The sequence below is a fragment of the Rathayibacter sp. AY2B5 genome, from assembly GCF_002931645.1.
Classification (GTDB): Bacteria; Actinomycetota; Actinomycetes; order Actinomycetales; family Microbacteriaceae; genus Rathayibacter.
This window is the reverse complement of the sequence record NZ_PSUE01000033.1, coordinates 1-14918: the sequence shown is the minus strand read 5'-3', so window position 1 is coordinate 14918 and position 14918 is coordinate 1. Positions and strand designations below refer to the sequence as shown.

The window sequence follows — 14918 nt, the reverse complement described above, 5'->3', positions numbered from 1 at the left end:
GGTCGCGCTCGCTCCCGCCGTTGTGCGGCGAGTGCGGCGCTGTCACGATGTGCGGGGACGCTCCCGGACCGGGAGCCGCAGACGGACGGGACGGGCGGACATGGCCTCCGAAGACGGTTTCTCGAAGGACGAGCGCGCGGCGATGAAGCAGCGCGCGGCCGAGCTGCGGGCGGAGGCGAAGCGGCAGAAGAGCGCCGACAAGGCCGACGCCGACCGCAGGGACGCGGAGGCCGCGATTGCCGCGATGACCGACGAGGAGCGGCCGATCGCCCAGATGCTGCACGACGTCGTCGGCGAGACCGCTCCCGACCTCCTCCCGAAGACCTGGTACGGCTTCCCCGCCTACGCGCGCTCCGACGGCAAGGCGATCGTCTTCTTCCAGCCCGGCGCGAAGTTCGGCACGCGCTACTCGACCCTCGGCTTCCAGGACGGCGCGCAGCTCGACGACGGCACGATCTGGCCGACCGCCTACGCGCTCGTCTCCGCCGACGCCGAGACGCGCGCCGCCGTCACCGAGCTGGTCCGCCGCGCGGCCGGGGCCTGATCCCGTGGCGCACGTCTACGACGAGATCGACGAGAGCCTCTGCTCCTGGATCCACGAGCAGCCGATGTGGTTCGTCGCCACCGCGCCCCTCGCCGCGGACGGGCACGTCAACATGTCGCCGCGCGGCCACGACTCGTTCTCGATCCTCGGCCCGCGGCGGGTCGGCTGGGTCGACTACACGGGCAGCGGAGTCGAGACGATCGCGCACCTGCGCGAGAACGGGCGCGTGTGCTTGATGTTCGCGTCGTTCGGATCGCGTCCGCGCATCGTCCGCCTGCACGGCACCGGCTCCGTGCACCTGCCCGGTTCGGAGGCATTCACCGAGGTCGCGGAGCAGCACCCCGAGCACCCGAGCACCCGCGCGGTCGTCACCGTCGAGCTCACCCGCATCAGCGACGCGTGCGGCTGGGGCGTGCCCGTGATGGAGCCGGTCGGCGAGCGCGACCTGCTCCTCCTCCAGGCCGAGAAGAAGGGCCCCGACGGCATGGCCGAGTACCGAGCCACGCGCAACGCGGTCAGCATCGACGGGCTGCCGGGCTACCCGCTGGACTGAGCGGCGGGACGCGGCCGCAGCGCGGCGCGCACGAGCACGCCGACCAGCTCGAGCAGGGTCTCAGTGACGACGGCGAGCGGGTTCGACCCGGTGGGGCGGGAGTCGACGGAGATCCGAGTCCTCGTCATTCGTCAAGTCCTCGACCGCTGACCGCCGCTCAGCACGACCAGACGTGCATCACGGTCCGTCTCCCGTTCGGGAACCCCGGGTCGATCGACGTGTTCGTCGTCGGTGCGGGTCTGAAGCGGGCGCTCCTCGCGGGGTCGATGACCGGCGGCCTCGTCGACGGGTACACCGCCGCCGTCTCAGGGAGATCGCACAGCGCGACGGGACCGGTTCGCGGAAGCACGCACGAGGACGCTTCGCACACGTCCCCAGGGGATGTACTCCTGGGACCAGTAGTCGGCCCGGATCCTCAGGAGGGGCCCCTCGACGGTGGAAGCCACCGAGATGGAGCGAGGGTCCCGGAGGGTTCCCGCGATGCGTGTCTGCGGGGTCCTTTCGAGCTCGCTCGACAACTGCTCGGGAGTGATTCGCGTCGGGAGGGACGACCGCGAGCAGCCGCCGGCATCCACCGGAGGCGCATTCGACGGTCCCGCTGACGAGCTCGCTCCCCTGTGGACGGTCGATGGCCGAGGCCGCCAACCGCGCTGGTGAGGCTCATCCATGGGTCGGGACGAGAGCGAGCTCCGGGGAGCTCCGGCCGATCCCTTGAGGGGCGGACACGGAGCGCGGCTGAGGCCTGCTCGATCGACGATCCGATCGGACGGCGTCCACACCATCGGCCCCGCAGAGATCCCCTGGCCGATCCGCCCGCCGCTACCCCCGCTCGTCGACGGCCCGGATCGAGAACAGCTCCTGCGGGGTGCAGTCGAGCGCGTCGCAGATGAGCGTCAGCGTCGTGAAGCGGATCGCGCGGGCGCGGTTGTTCTTGAGGATGGAGAGGTTCGCCAACGTGATGCCGGTGCGGGCAGAGAGGGCGGTGAGGGTCACGCCGCGCTCGGCCAGCACTGCTCCGAGGTGGCAGTCGATCCGGTGCCTCTCGTCGTCGGCGGGCTCAGACAACGCCGTCGACGTCCCGTTCGAGCTTCGCGCCGGCGCGGAACGCCGCCGTCAGGGCGAGGGCCACCACTCCGGCGAGCAGGACGGGGACGGGCCACTGCGGCAGGTTCGTCCCGATGGCCTGGTAGTCGCCGCCGAGGAAGGCGTCGCGCTGCTCGTCGGTCACCCGGCCGGCGGCGAAGAGCAGGCCGATGCCGGAGCTGAGATACAGGCCCGCCGCGGTGTCGGCGAGGCCCTGCGCCACTCCTCCGATCAGCAGGGCGAGGCTCAGACGGCGCCAGTTCGCGAGGACGAAGGGGTCGAACGGGCGTCCGGCCGCGATGCCGCGGAGGACCCGCAGAAGGAAGACGGTGGCGAGGACGATCGTGATCGCCTGGAGGAGGCTCGGCAGCGCACCGAGCAGGCGGAGGGAGAGGGCGGCGTCGGCGAGCGTGGGCGCGGTGCCCTCGCGCGGCTCGGCCTGCAGCAGCTGCGGGAGGCTCCGGAGCGGGAGGCGGCCGTCCGCTCCCCCGAAGACCAATAGGGTGCGCCCGGTGGTGACGGTCCAGGTCTGCAGGAGCGCAGTGAGCACGGAGAAGACCGCGACGATGAGCAGGACCGCCCGGGCCACCCGGAACACGCGCGGACGCTCCCGGACCGGTCCGCTGGGGATGACACTCGTCATGGCGTGCTCCTTATCGATCGTCGACGTTATCGAGTATCGATACTGCGCACGCCGGTCCGGCGATGTCGACCCGCGGCGCCCGCCGACCACGGAGACGGCGGGAGGGGTGGTTGCCCGGGGCGAGGAGCCCGATCTAGCGTGGAGGGATGTCGGATGCGAGGGAGCGCGCCGCCCGGTACCGGGCCGGCGCCGCGGGCGAGGAGGAGGCGGAGCAGCCCGCCCTGCCGGAGGATCCGCTCGAGCGGGCCGCGTTCGTCGAGACGGCGATCCAGCTCGCGATCCGCCGCGGCGACTTCGACGACCTGCCGGGATCGGGGAAGCCGCTTCCGGACCTGGGCGCGGCCCACGACCCGGACTGGTGGATCCGCCGCAAGATCGAGCGCGAGAACCTCACCGGTATCGGCCCGGCCGCCTTCCTCCTCCGCGCCGAGGACCGCGCGCTCGACGAGCGCCTCGACCGCCTGCACCGCGAGGAGGAGGTGCGCGCCGAGCTCGCCGACTTCAACACGCGGGTGATCGAGGCGCGCCGCCAGCTGCTGGGCGGGCCGCCCGTCGTCACCCCGCTCCGGGACGTCGACGAGGAGGTCGCCACCTGGTCGCAGCGGCGCGCCGATCGCGCCGCCGCGGCCGACGCCCGGGCGGCCGCCGAGCCGGAGCGGTCCCGACGCTGGTGGTCGCGGCGGCGCTGACGTCCCCGGAAAACGGACAGACCTGCCCCTCCCACTGGGGTCCCGCCCCGGGAAACCGGGCGGGAGCGCGCCTCCGAATCATGCGTGCACATCAAGTCGACCGGAGTCCGCATGCTCACCGCCACCATCGTCCGCCGCTACACCGGTCTGCTCCGCGCGACGGCCGCCCTCACCCTCCGCAGCAGCGCCGACGTCGACGACGTGGTGCAGGAGACGTTCCTCGCGGCGTGGACCCACGTGGACAGCGTGATCGACGGCGAGACCATCGCCGGCTGGCTCGTCACGACCGCCCGCCGCCGCAGCGTCGACCGGCTCCGCTCCAGCGTCTCGCGGCTGCGAGCCGAGCTGGACGACGAGTTCCCCGCCTCCGCCGCCGACGACCCGGAGCACGCTGCGCACTGCGGGTCCCTCGCCGCCGACGCCAACCGGGTGCTCGCCGCGATGCCCCCGGCCCAGCGCCGCTGCTGGGAGCTGCGCCAGCTGGAGCAGTGCAGCTACGACGCGATCGCGCACGAGCTGGGCCTCTCGACCTCGACCGTCCGCGGGCTGCTCGCCCGCGCCCGCGCGACCCTCCGCACGGAGCTCGCCCACTGGCGCTGATCCGCGCTGCGGATCTTGGCGAGGCGACCGGGCGGGGGCCTTCAGCGCAGGAGAACCGGCCCCGCGCCGATCCGCACCCGGAACAGCGAGTACGGGTACGTCCGCAGATCCGTGCCGCCCTGGTAGTCGGCCTGGCGGTGCAGCTGGTTCGCGGTGACGTACAGGTGCTCGTCCGTCGCGATCGACATGGTGTCGGGCCAGAGCAGCCGCTCGTCGTGCACGATCGTCTCCATCGTGCCGTCGGTGCGACGGCGGACGATCGCGTTGTTCTCGTAGCTCGTGGCGTAGAAGCGGCCCAGCGCATCCGTCTCGAGGCCGTCCGCTCCCCCGCCCTTGTCGCCCTCGTCGACGACGGTCGCCGCGACGTCCTCGTCCGGCACCGACCGGTCGACCAGGGCCGACGTCGCCACGCTGAACCAGCGGCGGGAGGCGAGCGGGCAGTACCAGAGGCGCTCGCCGTCGGCCGAGATCGCGATGCCGTCGGCGCCCATCGTCACCGGCTGCGGGTCGCCGTCTGCCGGGCGCTTCATCAGCACGCGGCCCTCGGCCATCGGCACGAGCTCCGGAGGAGTGAGCGCCTTCGTGCTCGGGTGGTCGTGCAGGCGACGCCAGGCGGTCCCCGCCTCGAGGTCGACGACGATGATCCCGTTCGGGCCGGAGTCGGCCGAGTCGGTGATGTAGGCGATGCCGCGCCGCAGATCGAAGCGCACGTCGTTGAGGTAGGTGGTCGGCAGGGCGACGTCCGGCTCGAGGAGGATCACCTGCTCGACGGTGTCGGTCGCCAGGTCGACGCGGACGAGCTTGGGGCCGCCCTTCTTCGTCGGCTCGAACATCGGGCTGCCGGTGTCGAGGATCCAGAGCCGGTCGGCCGGATCGACGACGATGCTCTGCACCGAGACGAGGGCGCCGGCGTCGTCGATTCCCGACGGCGTGTTCCAGGCCTCGTCCGGGTAGGGCACCGCCGCTCCGTCGACCAGCTCCACGACCGTGGCCGGGACCTCGTCTCCCCACTTCGGGAAGTTCACGAAGATCCGCCCGGTGTGCGAGACGCTGACGCCGGTGGGCATCGGCCCGCTGGTGAAGGCGTGCACGAGCTCCAGCTCGCCGAGCGGCTCGTCGACCGGGCGCGTGCCGCGGGTCTCGTCGGTCGGTCCCCAGAATCCCATGGTGCTCTCGCTGTCCTCCCGCCGGCGCGGGCTCGTGGCGGTCTCGGTGCCGGTCGGGTGCGGAGTCGGTGCCCGCCGCGACCGGTGCTCCTCATCCTGCGCGTCGGCGCCGGTCGGCGGGGAGGAGGTGGCGGAGGAGGCGGCGAGCGCCTAGCATCCGGCCGCCGCGGGCGACCCCGGAGCCGCGACCGAGGAGGCGGAGGAGGGCCGGCCCGCGTCCGACTTCGGCACGGCCTTCACGAAGGGGCTCAGCATCGAGACGGGGCAGTGCCCGGTGGAGCGGGTCGCCTCGGCGGCCGCTCCCGCCGCCCGCAGTGCACCGCCCCCCGCCGTCGCGCTCACCCGCTGGTCGGCGGATCGACGGACCACTGATCCGCCGGCCGTCCGCTTCCGGACATGACCGCTAGAGGGCGTTGCCACTGCGGCCGCTCACCTGCCACGGTCGCAGAGCGACCGACGACGGTCCACCGATCAGAAGGACCGAGGCCCGCCATGGACGACTCCTCTTCGACCGAGACCAGCACGAGCGAGATGACGCCCGAGGTGCTGGCCGCGTTCAGCGACGCCTGGACCCGCCACGACCTCGAAGCGCTGATGAGCCACATGACCGACGACTGCGTCTACGGCGCGTCCGTCGGCCCCGAGCCCGGCCGCACCTGGACGGGGAAGGAGCATGTCCGCGAGGGATTCGCGCTCATGCTCGCCTTCGACACTGGACAGGAGCGGCACGAGGAGGGGGCTCCCCTCATCGCCGGGACGCGCGGCGCGGCCACCTGGTCCTTCACCGGGACCGGCCCCGACGGCCGACCCCAGGTCACGCGGGGCTGCGACATCTACGAGTTCCGCGGCGGGAGGATCGCCCGCAAGGACGCGTTCCGGAAGGTCTACCGGGCGGACGAGGAGTAGTCCAGGTCGGCCTCCCTCGCGCAGCGGAGCCGGAGCGGCGTCCTCGTACCGGGTGGCCCCGCGCCTGCCCGCGGAGCTGATCGCATGGCTGGCCACGTCGGCGGGCAGCTGGGTCGTCGGGCAGGTGCTCACGACCGACGGCGGGTTCAGCCTGTGACCGGAGCGGCGGCGCAGCGGCTCCGGACCTAGTCGGAGGCGACGGCCCGCACGACCGCGCGGGCGACCTCGAGCACCTCGCGCTCGTGGCTCAGATGCACCTCGTGCACGGCTCCCGGCCAGGACAGCAGCGGCGCGTCCAGTGCGGCGGCCACGCGCCGATGCGCGCGATGCAGGGAGGACCCGGGCCGGCGGTCCGCAGTCACCACGGCCGCGGGGACGGCGGGCAGCTGAGACTCGTCGAAGCCCCGCGCCACCTGCTCCAGACCGGCGGCGGCGGCGGCGAGCCCCGGCAGGTCGACGTCCGCCATCGCGAGAGCGGCCGCGCGCGCGTCCGGGCTCATCGCGTAGCGCCTCGCCGACCGGGCGGCGCTCGTGCGCAGCAGCGCGGACAGCGCTCGGCCGAGCCCCGGCAGCCTCGAGAGCGTCGCCGTCGCCCGGGCCGTCCGCTCCACCTGACGCGCCAGTGCCGTGTCGTTGACGGGCGTCGGGTCGAGGAGCACCAGTCCCGCGACGTCCTCGGGATGATCGCGAGCGAGCAGCATCGCGACGGCACCGCCGAGACTCTGGCCGATCACGACGACCGGACCTGTCCCGAGGCCGGCCAGCACGGCGTGGACGGCGTCGGCGGCGTCGGTCAGTCCGCCGGCGACCTCCGACCCCGCTGTGCCCGGCCTGTCGTAGAGGACCACCCGGCAGCCCGGATCGACGATCAGGCCCTCGACCAGCCCGGGGAAGAAACCGTCGACGGCCTCGCCCCCGCCCGGCAGGAGGAGCACGGCCTGCCCGGACTCACCCCGCACCTGCAGCATCCGGCGAGCCTAGCCGGGGAGCCGTCCGCGACGACAACCGGCGGGGCCGGGCCCGGGGATGATGGGCGCATGGGAACTCGTGGGGCCGGAGTGCTGTGGGTGGTGAGCGCGCTCGCCTACGTGGGAGCGGAGGCGGTCGCCGCGTCCGCGTTCCCGGGCTACAGCTACGCACGGAACTACATCAGCGATCTCGGCGTGCCCGAGGTGGGCGTGTTCCAGGGGCGCGCGATCGACTCGCCGCTGCACGCGGTGATGAACGCCGGATTCCTCCTGCAGGGGGCGCTCTACCTCGCCGCCGCCGTCACGACCGTGCGGGCGGCGCGGGGTGGATCGCGGGGGCTGTTCCTCTCCCTCGCCGTGGTCCACGCCGTGGGCATCGCCGTGGTGGGCCTCGTGCACGGGAGCAGCGCCAGTGCGCAGAACGGGATCGGCGGCCTGCACCTGCTCGGCGCCGCGATGGCGATCGTCGGCGGCAACGCGGCCTCGATCATCGCCGGTGCCGCGGCCCGGCGCGGCCGCGCCCCGTGGGCGCTCGGAACGGTCGGGATCGTGCTCGGTGCGGCCGGCCTGCTCGCGCTGCTGATGCTGCAGGTCGACACCCGCGTGCCCGGCGTCGACCTGCTGCCCGACGGCGTCTGGGAGCGCGCCTCCGTCTACGCCGTCACGGCCTGGCAGCTCGCGACCGGCCTGCGGCTGCTCCGGCGGCCGGAGGTGCCGCGGCAGCCGCGGCCTCCTCAGACCGCGGGCAGCGGCGCGCAGGTGCGCAGCGCCGTGCACCGGCTCTTCCAGCTCGGGATCCGGATCCCGGAGGCCCTCTCGGTCGTCGTGTTCGACGACAACCCGTGGAGCGAGCTGGTCACCCCGCCGCTCGACGTCGTCCGCCAGCCGATCGACATGCTCGCCCGTCACAGCGTCGAGCTCGTCCTCGCCCGCATGCAGGGCCGCCTCCCCGAGGCCCCGCAGCACATCGAGGTGCAGGCCGACCTCGTCATCCGCTCCAGCTGCGCCGCACCCCCGCAGCGCTGATCCCCCTCCCCCTCCGAAAGGCACGCCATGTCCGATCCCGTCGTCGTCACCGCGATCTTCACTCCCGCCGAGGGGCAGCGCGACGCGCTCGTCGCCGCCCTCTCCACCGCCATCGCGGAGGTGCACGAGGAGGAGGGCTGCGAGCTCTACGCGATCCACGACTCGCCCGACGGCACCATCGTCATGCTGGAGAAGTGGACGAGCGGCGACCTGCTCGACGCGCACGGCGCCGGCGAGCCGGTCGTCCGCCTCAACGCGGCGATCCGCGGACTCGTCGCCCATCCTCCCGTCGTGACGCGGCTCGTCCCGATCCCGGCCGGCACCTCGCAGCAGGGCGAGCTCTAGCACCCGGGGGCGGGGCCGCTCCGGATCCGGATCGCGCGCCTCCCGCCGGAAACGCGCGCGAAACAGCGGAGGCCTACGGTCGGGAGCGACCCCGCCGCCCCGGCCGCTCCCTGGAGGATCCGCATGCCCCGCCCCGCCTTCCCCGCCCCGCCCAGCGCCGAGCTGCACATCCACCTCGAGGGCACGATCGAGCCCGAGCACATCGTCGAGATGGCGCGCCGCAACGGGGTCGCCCTGCCAACCGAGGATCTCGACGCCCTCCGCGCGCGGTACTCCTTCACCGACCTCGCGTCGTTCCTGGAGCTGCACTACTCGAACCTCACCGTGCTGAAGACGGAGCGGGACTTCTTCGAGCTCGCGACCGGCTACCTCGACCGGGCGCAGAAGGCGAACGTCCGCCGCGCCGAGATCTTCTTCGACCCGCAGACGCACCTCGGCAACGGCGTCGCGCTCGACACCGTGATGAGCGGGATCACCCGTGCGCTCGGCCGGAGCGAGGAGACCCACGGGATCTCGACGGACCTGATCATGTGCTTCCTCCGCGACCTGGGCGCCGACGCGGCCGACGAGATGCTGACGGCGATCCTCCCCTGGCGCGAGCACATCATCGGCGTCGGGCTCGACTCGAACGAGGTGGGCTTCGGCCCGGAGCTGTTCGTCGACGTCTACGCGCGCGCCGCGGCGGAGGGACTGCGCCTGGTCGCGCACGCCGGCGAGGAGGGCGGGCCGGAGACGGTCGCGGCCACCGTCGAGCTGCTGAAGGTCGAGCGGATCGACCACGGGATCCGCGCGATGGAGGACCCGGAGGTGGTCGCGATGCTCCGCGAGCGCCGCATCCCGGTGACGGTGTGCCCGCTGTCGAACGTGGCCCTGCGCGCGGTGGACACGATGGCCGACCACCCGCTGCCCGCGATGCTCCGCGAGGGACTCGTCGTGACGGTCTCGAGCGACGATCCGCCCTACTTCGGCGGCGACGTGGATGAGAACTACCGCGCCCTGGTCGAGGAGCTGGGGATTGACGACGCGCAGCTCGAGCAGCTGGCGCTCAACTCCTTCGACGCGGCGTTCATCACGGAGGAGGACCGCGAGCGCTGGCAGGCGGAGGTGCGCGAGCACTTCGCGCGGTGAGCGCGCCACTGCCCGGAGAACGATCGTTCCCACCCCGTCTCCGGGCACTGCACTCTGGTTCTGCGGGCGCACGCCTCCGCGCCCGCCCTACGCTGGCCGGATGACCCGATCCGACGGCACGCGATGAGCTGGATGCTCCTCGCCGGCGCGATCCTCACCGAGGTGACGGCGTCGCTCGCCCTCCAGGCCGCCATCGAGTCGCCGGGCTGGTATGCCCTCGTGGTGGCGGGCTACCTGGCGGCGTTCGTCCTCCTCAGCCGGGTGCTCAAGGCCGGCATGCCGATCGGAGTCGCGTACGGCGTGTGGGGCGCGTGCGGCGTCGCGCTGACGGCGGTCCTCGCGGCCGTGCTCTTCGGTCAGCCGCTGACGGGCGTGATGACGATCGGGCTGGTGCTGATCATCGCGGGCGTGCTGATGGTCGAGATCGGCTCGCAGCGAGCGCAGGCCGCGCGCCGGGCGGTGCGCTGATGGCCTGGCTGCTGCTCTCGGGCGCGATCCTCACCGAGGTCGCCGCGACGATGAGCCTCAAGCCCGCGACGGACGGCCGGAAGCGCTGGTACGTCGTGGTCGGAGTGGGCTACGTCGTCGCGTTCACGCTGCTGGCCGGGGCGCTCGCGCAGGGCATGCCGATCGGGGTGGCCTACGGGATCTGGGCGGCGGTCGGAGTCGCGCTGACCGCGGTGCTCGGCCGCTGGCTGTTCCAGGACCCGCTGACCTGGACGATGCTCGGCGGGATCGGCCTGATCATCGCCGGCGTGCTGCTGGTGGAGCTCGGGCACTGACCGGCCGAGTGCCGTCGCGGCGGGAGTCTCTCCACTCAGCGGCCGTCGCGGCGGGAGCGCGCCTCCTCAGCCGTCGTCGCGGCGGAAGCGCTTCGGCGTCACCGGTTGTCGCGGCGGTACCGCGCCTCGCGGCCGGCGATGTGGAGGCCGAGCCCGGTGACCGCGACCGCGAAGGCGACCAGCACGCCGATGAACGCGATCTCGTCGCCTGCTCCGACCGCCACGGCCGCGACGGCGAGCCCGATCAGCGCGAGGGCGAGCACCACGGCGCCGACGGTCTCGAGAGGGCTCCAGGCGGTCATGGCTCCAGCGTGCGCTCGGAGCGGCGCGCGGGCAAGGGGCGGCAGGCGAACAGGACATTGCAGAACGGACCTTGACATACCGCACTCGGGTCATCGCGCCATAACGAGTGGACGGGCATCCGGGTGGTCCCTTTTCAGGAGCGCTGCCGACTGATCGGTCCGAACGGGATGCGTCGGCTCGGTCCCCGCCGACTGACAGGATGAGATACACACACCAGCTGGAGGCGCCGTGGATCCCGAAGAAGCTGTCGTCGTCCCCCTGGTCCCGACGCCGTCGGAACCGAGCACCGAGGGGATGCTCCGCATGCTCCTCAATCGCGATGCTTTGCTCATCAGTCGCGTGCCGACACCGGCCGGCCAGGTGGCCTCGGGTCTCGTGGCTCAGACCGCAGGGGCCTTCGCGAAGGCGATCGGTCAGGCTGCGGGCGGCCTCACCCGATCGCCCGGATCCGCTGAGGGCCTCTACCGCGTCATCCTCCCGACCGGCGCGGTCGCTCGCGATCTCGTTCCCGCAGTAGGGGGCGGGTTCCGCGGAATCGTCCGGGCGGCCGGGTCGACGAAACTCTCGGCTCATGCTCGGCTCGTCCCGGCAGTGGCGGGGACGGGCGCCGCTGCTGCGGCCGGACCACTTATCGCCACGGTGGGTCTCGCCGTCGCCGGGGATATGCTCGCGCAGCACCAGATGAACAAGAAGCTTGAGAGGATCACGACGACACTGCTCGGAATCGAGAATCGGGCCAACGAGGAGGACCGATCGGTACTGGTCACCGCGGCGCAGCAGACGCGGAAAGTCGCCGGCTACCTGCTCGACCAAGCGAGGATCCCGGCGATCTCTTCAGCCGCCCATGCCTTCGGTGCGCTCGATGCGCTTGCAAACAGCTACGAGGATCGTCTCGACCGCTGGCTCGATGTCGTGGCCAAGTACGAGGGCGTTGACCGGGTGTACGCGCCCGAGCTCCTCGTCGCACTCGTGGGCAAGCGCGACGATCCGATGAGGGAATTCGAACGCATCGTCGCCCAGATGTACGAGGGATTCTCTCTTCGAGCTCGAATCGCGGTGCTCGAGAGGGTCGCGGCCGAGCATGCGAATCCGGACCGGTCGCTGCTCTCCGTCGAGGGGGTCCTCCGCGACGAGCTCGGGCGGATCGCGGCACGACAGGTGCAGCTCGTCGGGCTCCTCGATGATCTGAGCGTTCTGCAGATCGACGCGAGCAGGATTCTCATCGCCTTCGCCGGCAAAGGAACTCTCGAGGCTCGAACGACCTTCAGCCGTCTCGCCCGGGCGCTCCACACGGTGCCCGACGGGATCCCGGTTCTCACCGACTCGGACCAGACCGTCCTCGAGCTCACCCCGAATAGGGGCGGCCTCTCAGTGGCAGCGCCCGCCGATCATTAGGCGCCGTCCACGGGCGCAAGCCGATCTCGAAGACACTTCAACGCGGAGGTAAGAATGGTCAAGGCAGCGGAGACGAACCTCGCCGGTGTGCTGGAGGGTAAGAAGCAGTACCAGGTGCCGCTCTACCAGCGGGTCTACTCATGGGGGAAGCCGCAGCTCGACCAGCTGTGGAACGACATCGCCGAGCTCGCGAACACCCGCCGCGAGGAGCCCACCGCGACGCACTTCATCGGCTCGCTGGTACTCGCCCAGAGCCCCGACTTCTCGGTTGTCGGCGTCTCGAAGCTGCTCGTGGTCGATGGGCAGCAGCGCCTGACGACCCTGACGCTCCTCCTGGCCGCCCTCCGAGATCACTTGAACGAGACCGGCGACGCCGAAAAGGCTGAGGGCATCCAGGCGCAGTACCTGGTCAATGTGTACGACAAGGACAAGCCGGCGAAAGTTCTGCCCACGCAGGCGGATAGAGCCTCCTACCTGGCGGTCATTCGGTCGGCTCCGGACGCAGGAGGTGTCGGCCGGATCGGCGAGGCGTACAACCACTTCCGCTCGAAGATCGCTGCGGCCGACGACCCGGATGATCCGCACGATCTCGAGGAGATCGAGAACGTCATAGTCAACGGCCTCGCCCTCGTCGTCGTGACGGCAGAGCCCCGGGACAATGCACACCGCATCTTCGAATCGCTGAACAACACGGGCCTTCAGCTGACCCAGTCGGATCTCCTGAAGAACTATCTGTTCATGCGGCTCGGCGACAGCGGCGTCGAGGTCTACGAATCGGTCTGGTTGCCTCTGGAGAAGAAGCTCAGTGCAGACAGCCTCGAGTTGCTGTTCTGGCTCGACCTGGTGCAGACGGACGAACGCGCCAAGCAGTCGGACACGTATACAGGGCAGCAGAAGCGCTTGGAGAAGCTCGCCGGCCCGGCGGAAATCGTGGCCGAGGTCGTGCGAATCGCGAAGCTGGGCGACGTACTCGCGGCTATTCTCGATCCTTCGCTCGAGGTCGACAACCGAATCCAGAGACGCCTGACGCGGATCCGAGCATGGGGCTCGACGACTGCGTATCCCGTCGTCATGCGCCTCTTGGACCGGCGGGCTGCAGGAACCGCGTCCGCTGATCAGGTGCTTCAGGCCCTGACCTACCTCGAGTCCTACTTCGTCCGGCGCATCGTCATCGGGCGCGCGACTGCGAGCTTGAATCGAACGCTCCTTCAAGCAGTGAGCGCCATTGCCGATGCCCCCGATATCGACGTCGCGTTGCGCGAGCACCTGTCGCGCGGCCGCAAGTACTACGGCACGGACAAGCAGGTGCGGGAGGCGGTGACGAATGTCCCGTTCTACTGGCAGGGTCGGGCCGCTCAGAAGAAGCTCATCCTGCTGTGGCTCGAGGAGTCCTACGAGTCGAAGGAGACTATCGACCCGGGCAACCTGACCATCGAGCACGTCCTGCCTCAGACCCTGACCGACGCCGTACGGCGTGGTTTCGAGCGGGGCCTGCCCGACGGATCCGATCTCGCCTATGAGCACGACCGCCTCGTCCACACGATCGGCAACCTCACTCTCACCGGGTACAACAGCGAGCTCAGCAACCGCCCCTTCGACCAGAAGCGCAGGATGCTGGCCGAGAGTGGCCTTCGCCTTAATCAGGAGATCGCGGGCGAGGAGGAGTGGGGCGCTCCGGAGATCGCGAAGCGCAGCGCCGCTCTCGCAGAGAGGATCATCGCTCTGTGGCCTGGTCCTGATGAAGACCTGACGTCGTCCGGCTGGGCAGAGCCCTCCGCGATGCGGAGCGTCGTGGCCTCAATAGTCGCCGAGATCCCCGCCGGCAGATGGACGTCCTACGGCGAGGTCGCCCTGGTCGCCGGCTCTTACCCTCAACCCGTCGCAGCCGTCCTCGCGAGCAACCCGATGCAAGGCGCGTGGAGAGTACTTCAAAGCGGCGGCACGATAGCGCCGGGCTTCAGATGGATGGACTCGGACCGGACCGATCCTCCGCGCGAGTTCCTCGAGTCCGAGGGTCTCACCTTCGATCGCGAGGGCCGGGCCGATCCGGCGCAGTTCCTCCGCGCCGAAGACCTCGCCGATCTCGCGGGGCTGGAGATCGACCAGGATCGACATCGGGTGCCTGGGACCCGGCCGCTCCTCGCGCAGAGGAAGGCGTTCTTCCTCAAGGTCCACGACCTCGGCGAGAGTCTCCAGACGAGGATCACGTCCTGGCCCAGCGGATCGACCGGATCCACTGTCGACGTGAGTCTCGGCGTGCCCGGATCCGTCATCGTCCTCGGATTGTCGTCCCGCGAACCCGCCGGCGTCTCCTGTGCGCTGAAGATCCGAGAGGACAAGGCGCTCTTCGCCCGCCTGCTCGACCATCGCGTGGAGATCGAGGCTGCCGTCGGCGCGGATCTCGAGTGGCTCAATGAGCCGGGGAACCTGTCGAGCCAGGTCCTCCTACGCGAAACCGGCGAGTGGCGCGACGAGGCCACCGCTCCTGATCTCGCTCAATGGCTCATAGTCACCGCCGAGAGATTCGCTGAGGTGTTCCCGGCGTTCCTCCTTCCGAAGCACTCGTGAGCACGAAGTGCATGACAGGGTGCCGAGCAGTCACGGGAAGCCGGTTCTCGTTCGGAGGAAGCCCGCCAGGGGCGCCGGTCATGAGACGAAAAACCGAGCTCGGCGACACCCTTCGGCACTCGCCCCGCCGCCGCGCCCGCCCCACCACCCCCACCCCCCCCCCGCTCCCCCCCACCCCCCCCCCCGCCCCCCCCCCCCCCCCCCCCCCCCACCCCCCCC

The 14918-nt window shown here is 71.3% G+C and carries 19 protein-coding genes; 12 read left to right on the top strand and 7 right to left on the bottom strand.

The window, feature by feature from the left end; translation table 11 throughout:
* The first annotated feature begins 100 nt into the window (after positions 1 to 100).
* Together C5C30_RS15730 and C5C30_RS15725 are read left to right on the top strand one after the other, a co-directional pair.
* Entirely contained in the window at positions 101 to 544 is a 444-nt protein-coding gene (locus C5C30_RS15730) for a hypothetical protein (RefSeq protein WP_104227361.1), read from the top strand.
* Positions 545 to 548: 4 nt separating this feature from the next.
* Positions 549 to 1097 (top strand): pyridoxamine 5'-phosphate oxidase family protein, encoded by a 549-nt coding sequence (locus C5C30_RS15725; protein WP_104251100.1) that lies wholly within the window; start codon positions 549 to 551, stop codon positions 1095 to 1097.
* On the opposite strand, the gene C5C30_RS17820 is transcribed toward C5C30_RS15725, so the two are convergent.
* The 3 genes from C5C30_RS17820 to C5C30_RS15715 form a co-directional block, all read right to left on the bottom strand.
* Positions 1082 to 1225, bottom strand: a complete 144-nt coding sequence (locus C5C30_RS17820) for a hypothetical protein (protein ID WP_181131600.1) — start codon at positions 1223 to 1225, stop codon at positions 1082 to 1084. The two genes, C5C30_RS15725 and C5C30_RS17820, sit on opposite strands and share 16 nt — an antisense overlap.
* A 691-nt stretch (positions 1226 to 1916) precedes the next feature.
* The gene (locus C5C30_RS15720; RefSeq protein WP_104261480.1) at positions 1917 to 2162 is read right to left on the bottom strand and encodes a helix-turn-helix transcriptional regulator; all 246 of its coding nucleotides are present in this window, start codon (positions 2160 to 2162) and stop codon (positions 1917 to 1919) included.
* The gene (locus tag C5C30_RS15715) at positions 2155 to 2823 is read right to left on the bottom strand and encodes a hypothetical protein (RefSeq protein WP_104224884.1); all 669 of its coding nucleotides are present in this window, start codon (positions 2821 to 2823) and stop codon (positions 2155 to 2157) included. Before C5C30_RS15715 ends, C5C30_RS15720 begins: the two co-directional genes overlap by 8 nt.
* Positions 2824 to 2969: 146 nt before the next feature.
* Here C5C30_RS15715 and C5C30_RS15710 point away from each other — a divergent pair, with 146 nt between their 5' ends.
* Together C5C30_RS15710 and C5C30_RS15705 are read left to right on the top strand one after the other, a co-directional pair.
* On the top strand, positions 2970 to 3512 hold the full coding sequence (locus C5C30_RS15710; protein WP_104334061.1) for a DUF1992 domain-containing protein: 543 nt from the start codon (positions 2970 to 2972) through the stop codon (positions 3510 to 3512).
* Between the two features lie 84 nt (positions 3513 to 3596).
* Positions 3597 to 4112, top strand: a complete 516-nt coding sequence (locus C5C30_RS15705) for an RNA polymerase sigma factor (RefSeq protein ID WP_104334060.1) — start codon at positions 3597 to 3599, stop codon at positions 4110 to 4112.
* Between the two features lie 41 nt (positions 4113 to 4153).
* On the opposite strand, the gene C5C30_RS15700 is transcribed toward C5C30_RS15705, so the two are convergent.
* Positions 4154 to 5278, bottom strand: coding sequence for an L-dopachrome tautomerase-related protein (locus C5C30_RS15700; RefSeq protein WP_104261483.1), 1125 nt, complete (start codon positions 5276 to 5278; stop codon positions 4154 to 4156).
* A gap of 150 nt (positions 5279 to 5428) precedes the next feature.
* On the bottom strand, positions 5429 to 5647 hold the full coding sequence (locus tag C5C30_RS17435) for a hypothetical protein (RefSeq protein ID WP_146081557.1): 219 nt from the start codon (positions 5645 to 5647) through the stop codon (positions 5429 to 5431).
* A gap of 123 nt (positions 5648 to 5770) precedes the next feature.
* Here C5C30_RS17435 and C5C30_RS15695 point away from each other — a divergent pair, with 123 nt between their 5' ends.
* Complete coding sequence (locus C5C30_RS15695; protein ID WP_219827809.1) at positions 5771 to 6184, top strand: nuclear transport factor 2 family protein; 414 nt, start codon at positions 5771 to 5773, stop codon at positions 6182 to 6184.
* Positions 6185 to 6369: 185 nt separating this feature from the next.
* Here the strand turns inward: C5C30_RS15695 and C5C30_RS15685 are convergent, their stop codons facing one another.
* Entirely contained in the window at positions 6370 to 7152 is a 783-nt protein-coding gene (locus C5C30_RS15685) for an alpha/beta fold hydrolase (RefSeq protein WP_104334059.1), read from the bottom strand.
* A 69-nt stretch (positions 7153 to 7221) separates the two neighbouring features.
* On the opposite strand from C5C30_RS15685, the gene C5C30_RS15680 reads away from it, so the two are divergent.
* The 5 genes from C5C30_RS15680 to C5C30_RS15660 all read left to right on the top strand — a co-directional run bounded on the left by C5C30_RS15680 (position 7222) and on the right by C5C30_RS15660 (position 10433).
* A complete protein-coding gene (locus C5C30_RS15680; RefSeq protein WP_258066009.1) occupies positions 7222 to 8178 on the top strand; it encodes a DUF998 domain-containing protein in 957 nt (318 codons plus the stop codon).
* Positions 8179 to 8205: 27 nt separating this feature from the next.
* On the top strand, positions 8206 to 8523 hold the full coding sequence (locus C5C30_RS15675; RefSeq protein ID WP_104224889.1) for a putative quinol monooxygenase: 318 nt from the start codon (positions 8206 to 8208) through the stop codon (positions 8521 to 8523).
* Positions 8524 to 8646: 123 nt separating this feature from the next.
* Complete coding sequence (locus C5C30_RS15670; protein ID WP_104334058.1) at positions 8647 to 9651, top strand: adenosine deaminase; 1005 nt, start codon at positions 8647 to 8649, stop codon at positions 9649 to 9651.
* A gap of 123 nt (positions 9652 to 9774) precedes the next feature.
* Entirely contained in the window at positions 9775 to 10119 is a 345-nt protein-coding gene (locus tag C5C30_RS15665; RefSeq protein WP_104334057.1) for a multidrug efflux SMR transporter, read from the top strand.
* Entirely contained in the window at positions 10119 to 10433 is a 315-nt protein-coding gene (locus tag C5C30_RS15660; protein WP_104224891.1) for a multidrug efflux SMR transporter, read from the top strand. Before C5C30_RS15665 ends, C5C30_RS15660 begins: the two co-directional genes overlap by 1 nt.
* 98 nt (positions 10434 to 10531) lie before the next feature.
* Here C5C30_RS15660 and C5C30_RS15655 read toward each other — a convergent pair whose 3' ends face one another.
* A complete protein-coding gene (locus C5C30_RS15655) occupies positions 10532 to 10735 on the bottom strand; it encodes a hypothetical protein (protein WP_104227488.1) in 204 nt (67 codons plus the stop codon).
* A 229-nt stretch (positions 10736 to 10964) separates the two neighbouring features.
* On the opposite strand from C5C30_RS15655, the gene C5C30_RS15650 reads away from it, so the two are divergent.
* Positions 10965 to 12131 (top strand): hypothetical protein, encoded by a 1167-nt coding sequence (locus C5C30_RS15650; protein WP_104334056.1) that lies wholly within the window; start codon positions 10965 to 10967, stop codon positions 12129 to 12131.
* A gap of 54 nt (positions 12132 to 12185) precedes the next feature.
* Positions 12186 to 14699 carry a DUF4268 domain-containing protein gene (locus C5C30_RS15645; RefSeq protein ID WP_104334055.1) on the top strand — a complete coding sequence of 838 codons (2514 nt, stop codon included), beginning with the start codon at positions 12186 to 12188 and terminating at the stop codon, positions 14697 to 14699.
* Positions 14700 to 14918 lie beyond the last annotated feature (219 nt).

Excerpts from the sequence above, each read along its gene's own strand:
- C5C30_RS15660 (WP_104224891.1), top strand. The coding sequence starts at position 10,119 with ATGGCCTGGCTGCTGCTCTCGGGCGCGATCCTCACCGAGGTCGCCGCG.
- C5C30_RS15695 (WP_219827809.1), top strand. The coding sequence starts at position 5,771 with ATGGACGACTCCTCTTCGACCGAGACCAGCACGAGCGAGATGACGCCC.
- C5C30_RS15645 (WP_104334055.1), top strand. The coding sequence starts at position 12,186 with ATGGTCAAGGCAGCGGAGACGAACCTCGCCGGTGTGCTGGAGGGTAAG.
- C5C30_RS17820 (WP_181131600.1), bottom strand. The coding sequence starts at position 1,225 with ATGACGAGGACTCGGATCTCCGTCGACTCCCGCCCCACCGGGTCGAAC.
- C5C30_RS15675 (WP_104224889.1), top strand. The coding sequence starts at position 8,206 with ATGTCCGATCCCGTCGTCGTCACCGCGATCTTCACTCCCGCCGAGGGG.
- C5C30_RS15715 (WP_104224884.1), bottom strand. The coding sequence starts at position 2,823 with ATGACGAGTGTCATCCCCAGCGGACCGGTCCGGGAGCGTCCGCGCGTG.
- C5C30_RS15710 (WP_104334061.1), top strand. The coding sequence starts at position 2,970 with ATGTCGGATGCGAGGGAGCGCGCCGCCCGGTACCGGGCCGGCGCCGCG.
- C5C30_RS15700 (WP_104261483.1), bottom strand. The coding sequence starts at position 5,278 with ATGGGATTCTGGGGACCGACCGACGAGACCCGCGGCACGCGCCCGGTC.
- C5C30_RS15665 (WP_104334057.1), top strand. The coding sequence starts at position 9,775 with ATGAGCTGGATGCTCCTCGCCGGCGCGATCCTCACCGAGGTGACGGCG.
- C5C30_RS15685 (WP_104334059.1), bottom strand. The coding sequence starts at position 7,152 with ATGCTGCAGGTGCGGGGTGAGTCCGGGCAGGCCGTGCTCCTCCTGCCG.
- C5C30_RS15680 (WP_258066009.1), top strand. The coding sequence starts at position 7,222 with ATGGGAACTCGTGGGGCCGGAGTGCTGTGGGTGGTGAGCGCGCTCGCC.
- C5C30_RS15730 (WP_104227361.1), top strand. The coding sequence starts at position 101 with ATGGCCTCCGAAGACGGTTTCTCGAAGGACGAGCGCGCGGCGATGAAG.
- C5C30_RS15670 (WP_104334058.1), top strand. The coding sequence starts at position 8,647 with ATGCCCCGCCCCGCCTTCCCCGCCCCGCCCAGCGCCGAGCTGCACATC.
- C5C30_RS15655 (WP_104227488.1), bottom strand. The coding sequence starts at position 10,735 with ATGACCGCCTGGAGCCCTCTCGAGACCGTCGGCGCCGTGGTGCTCGCC.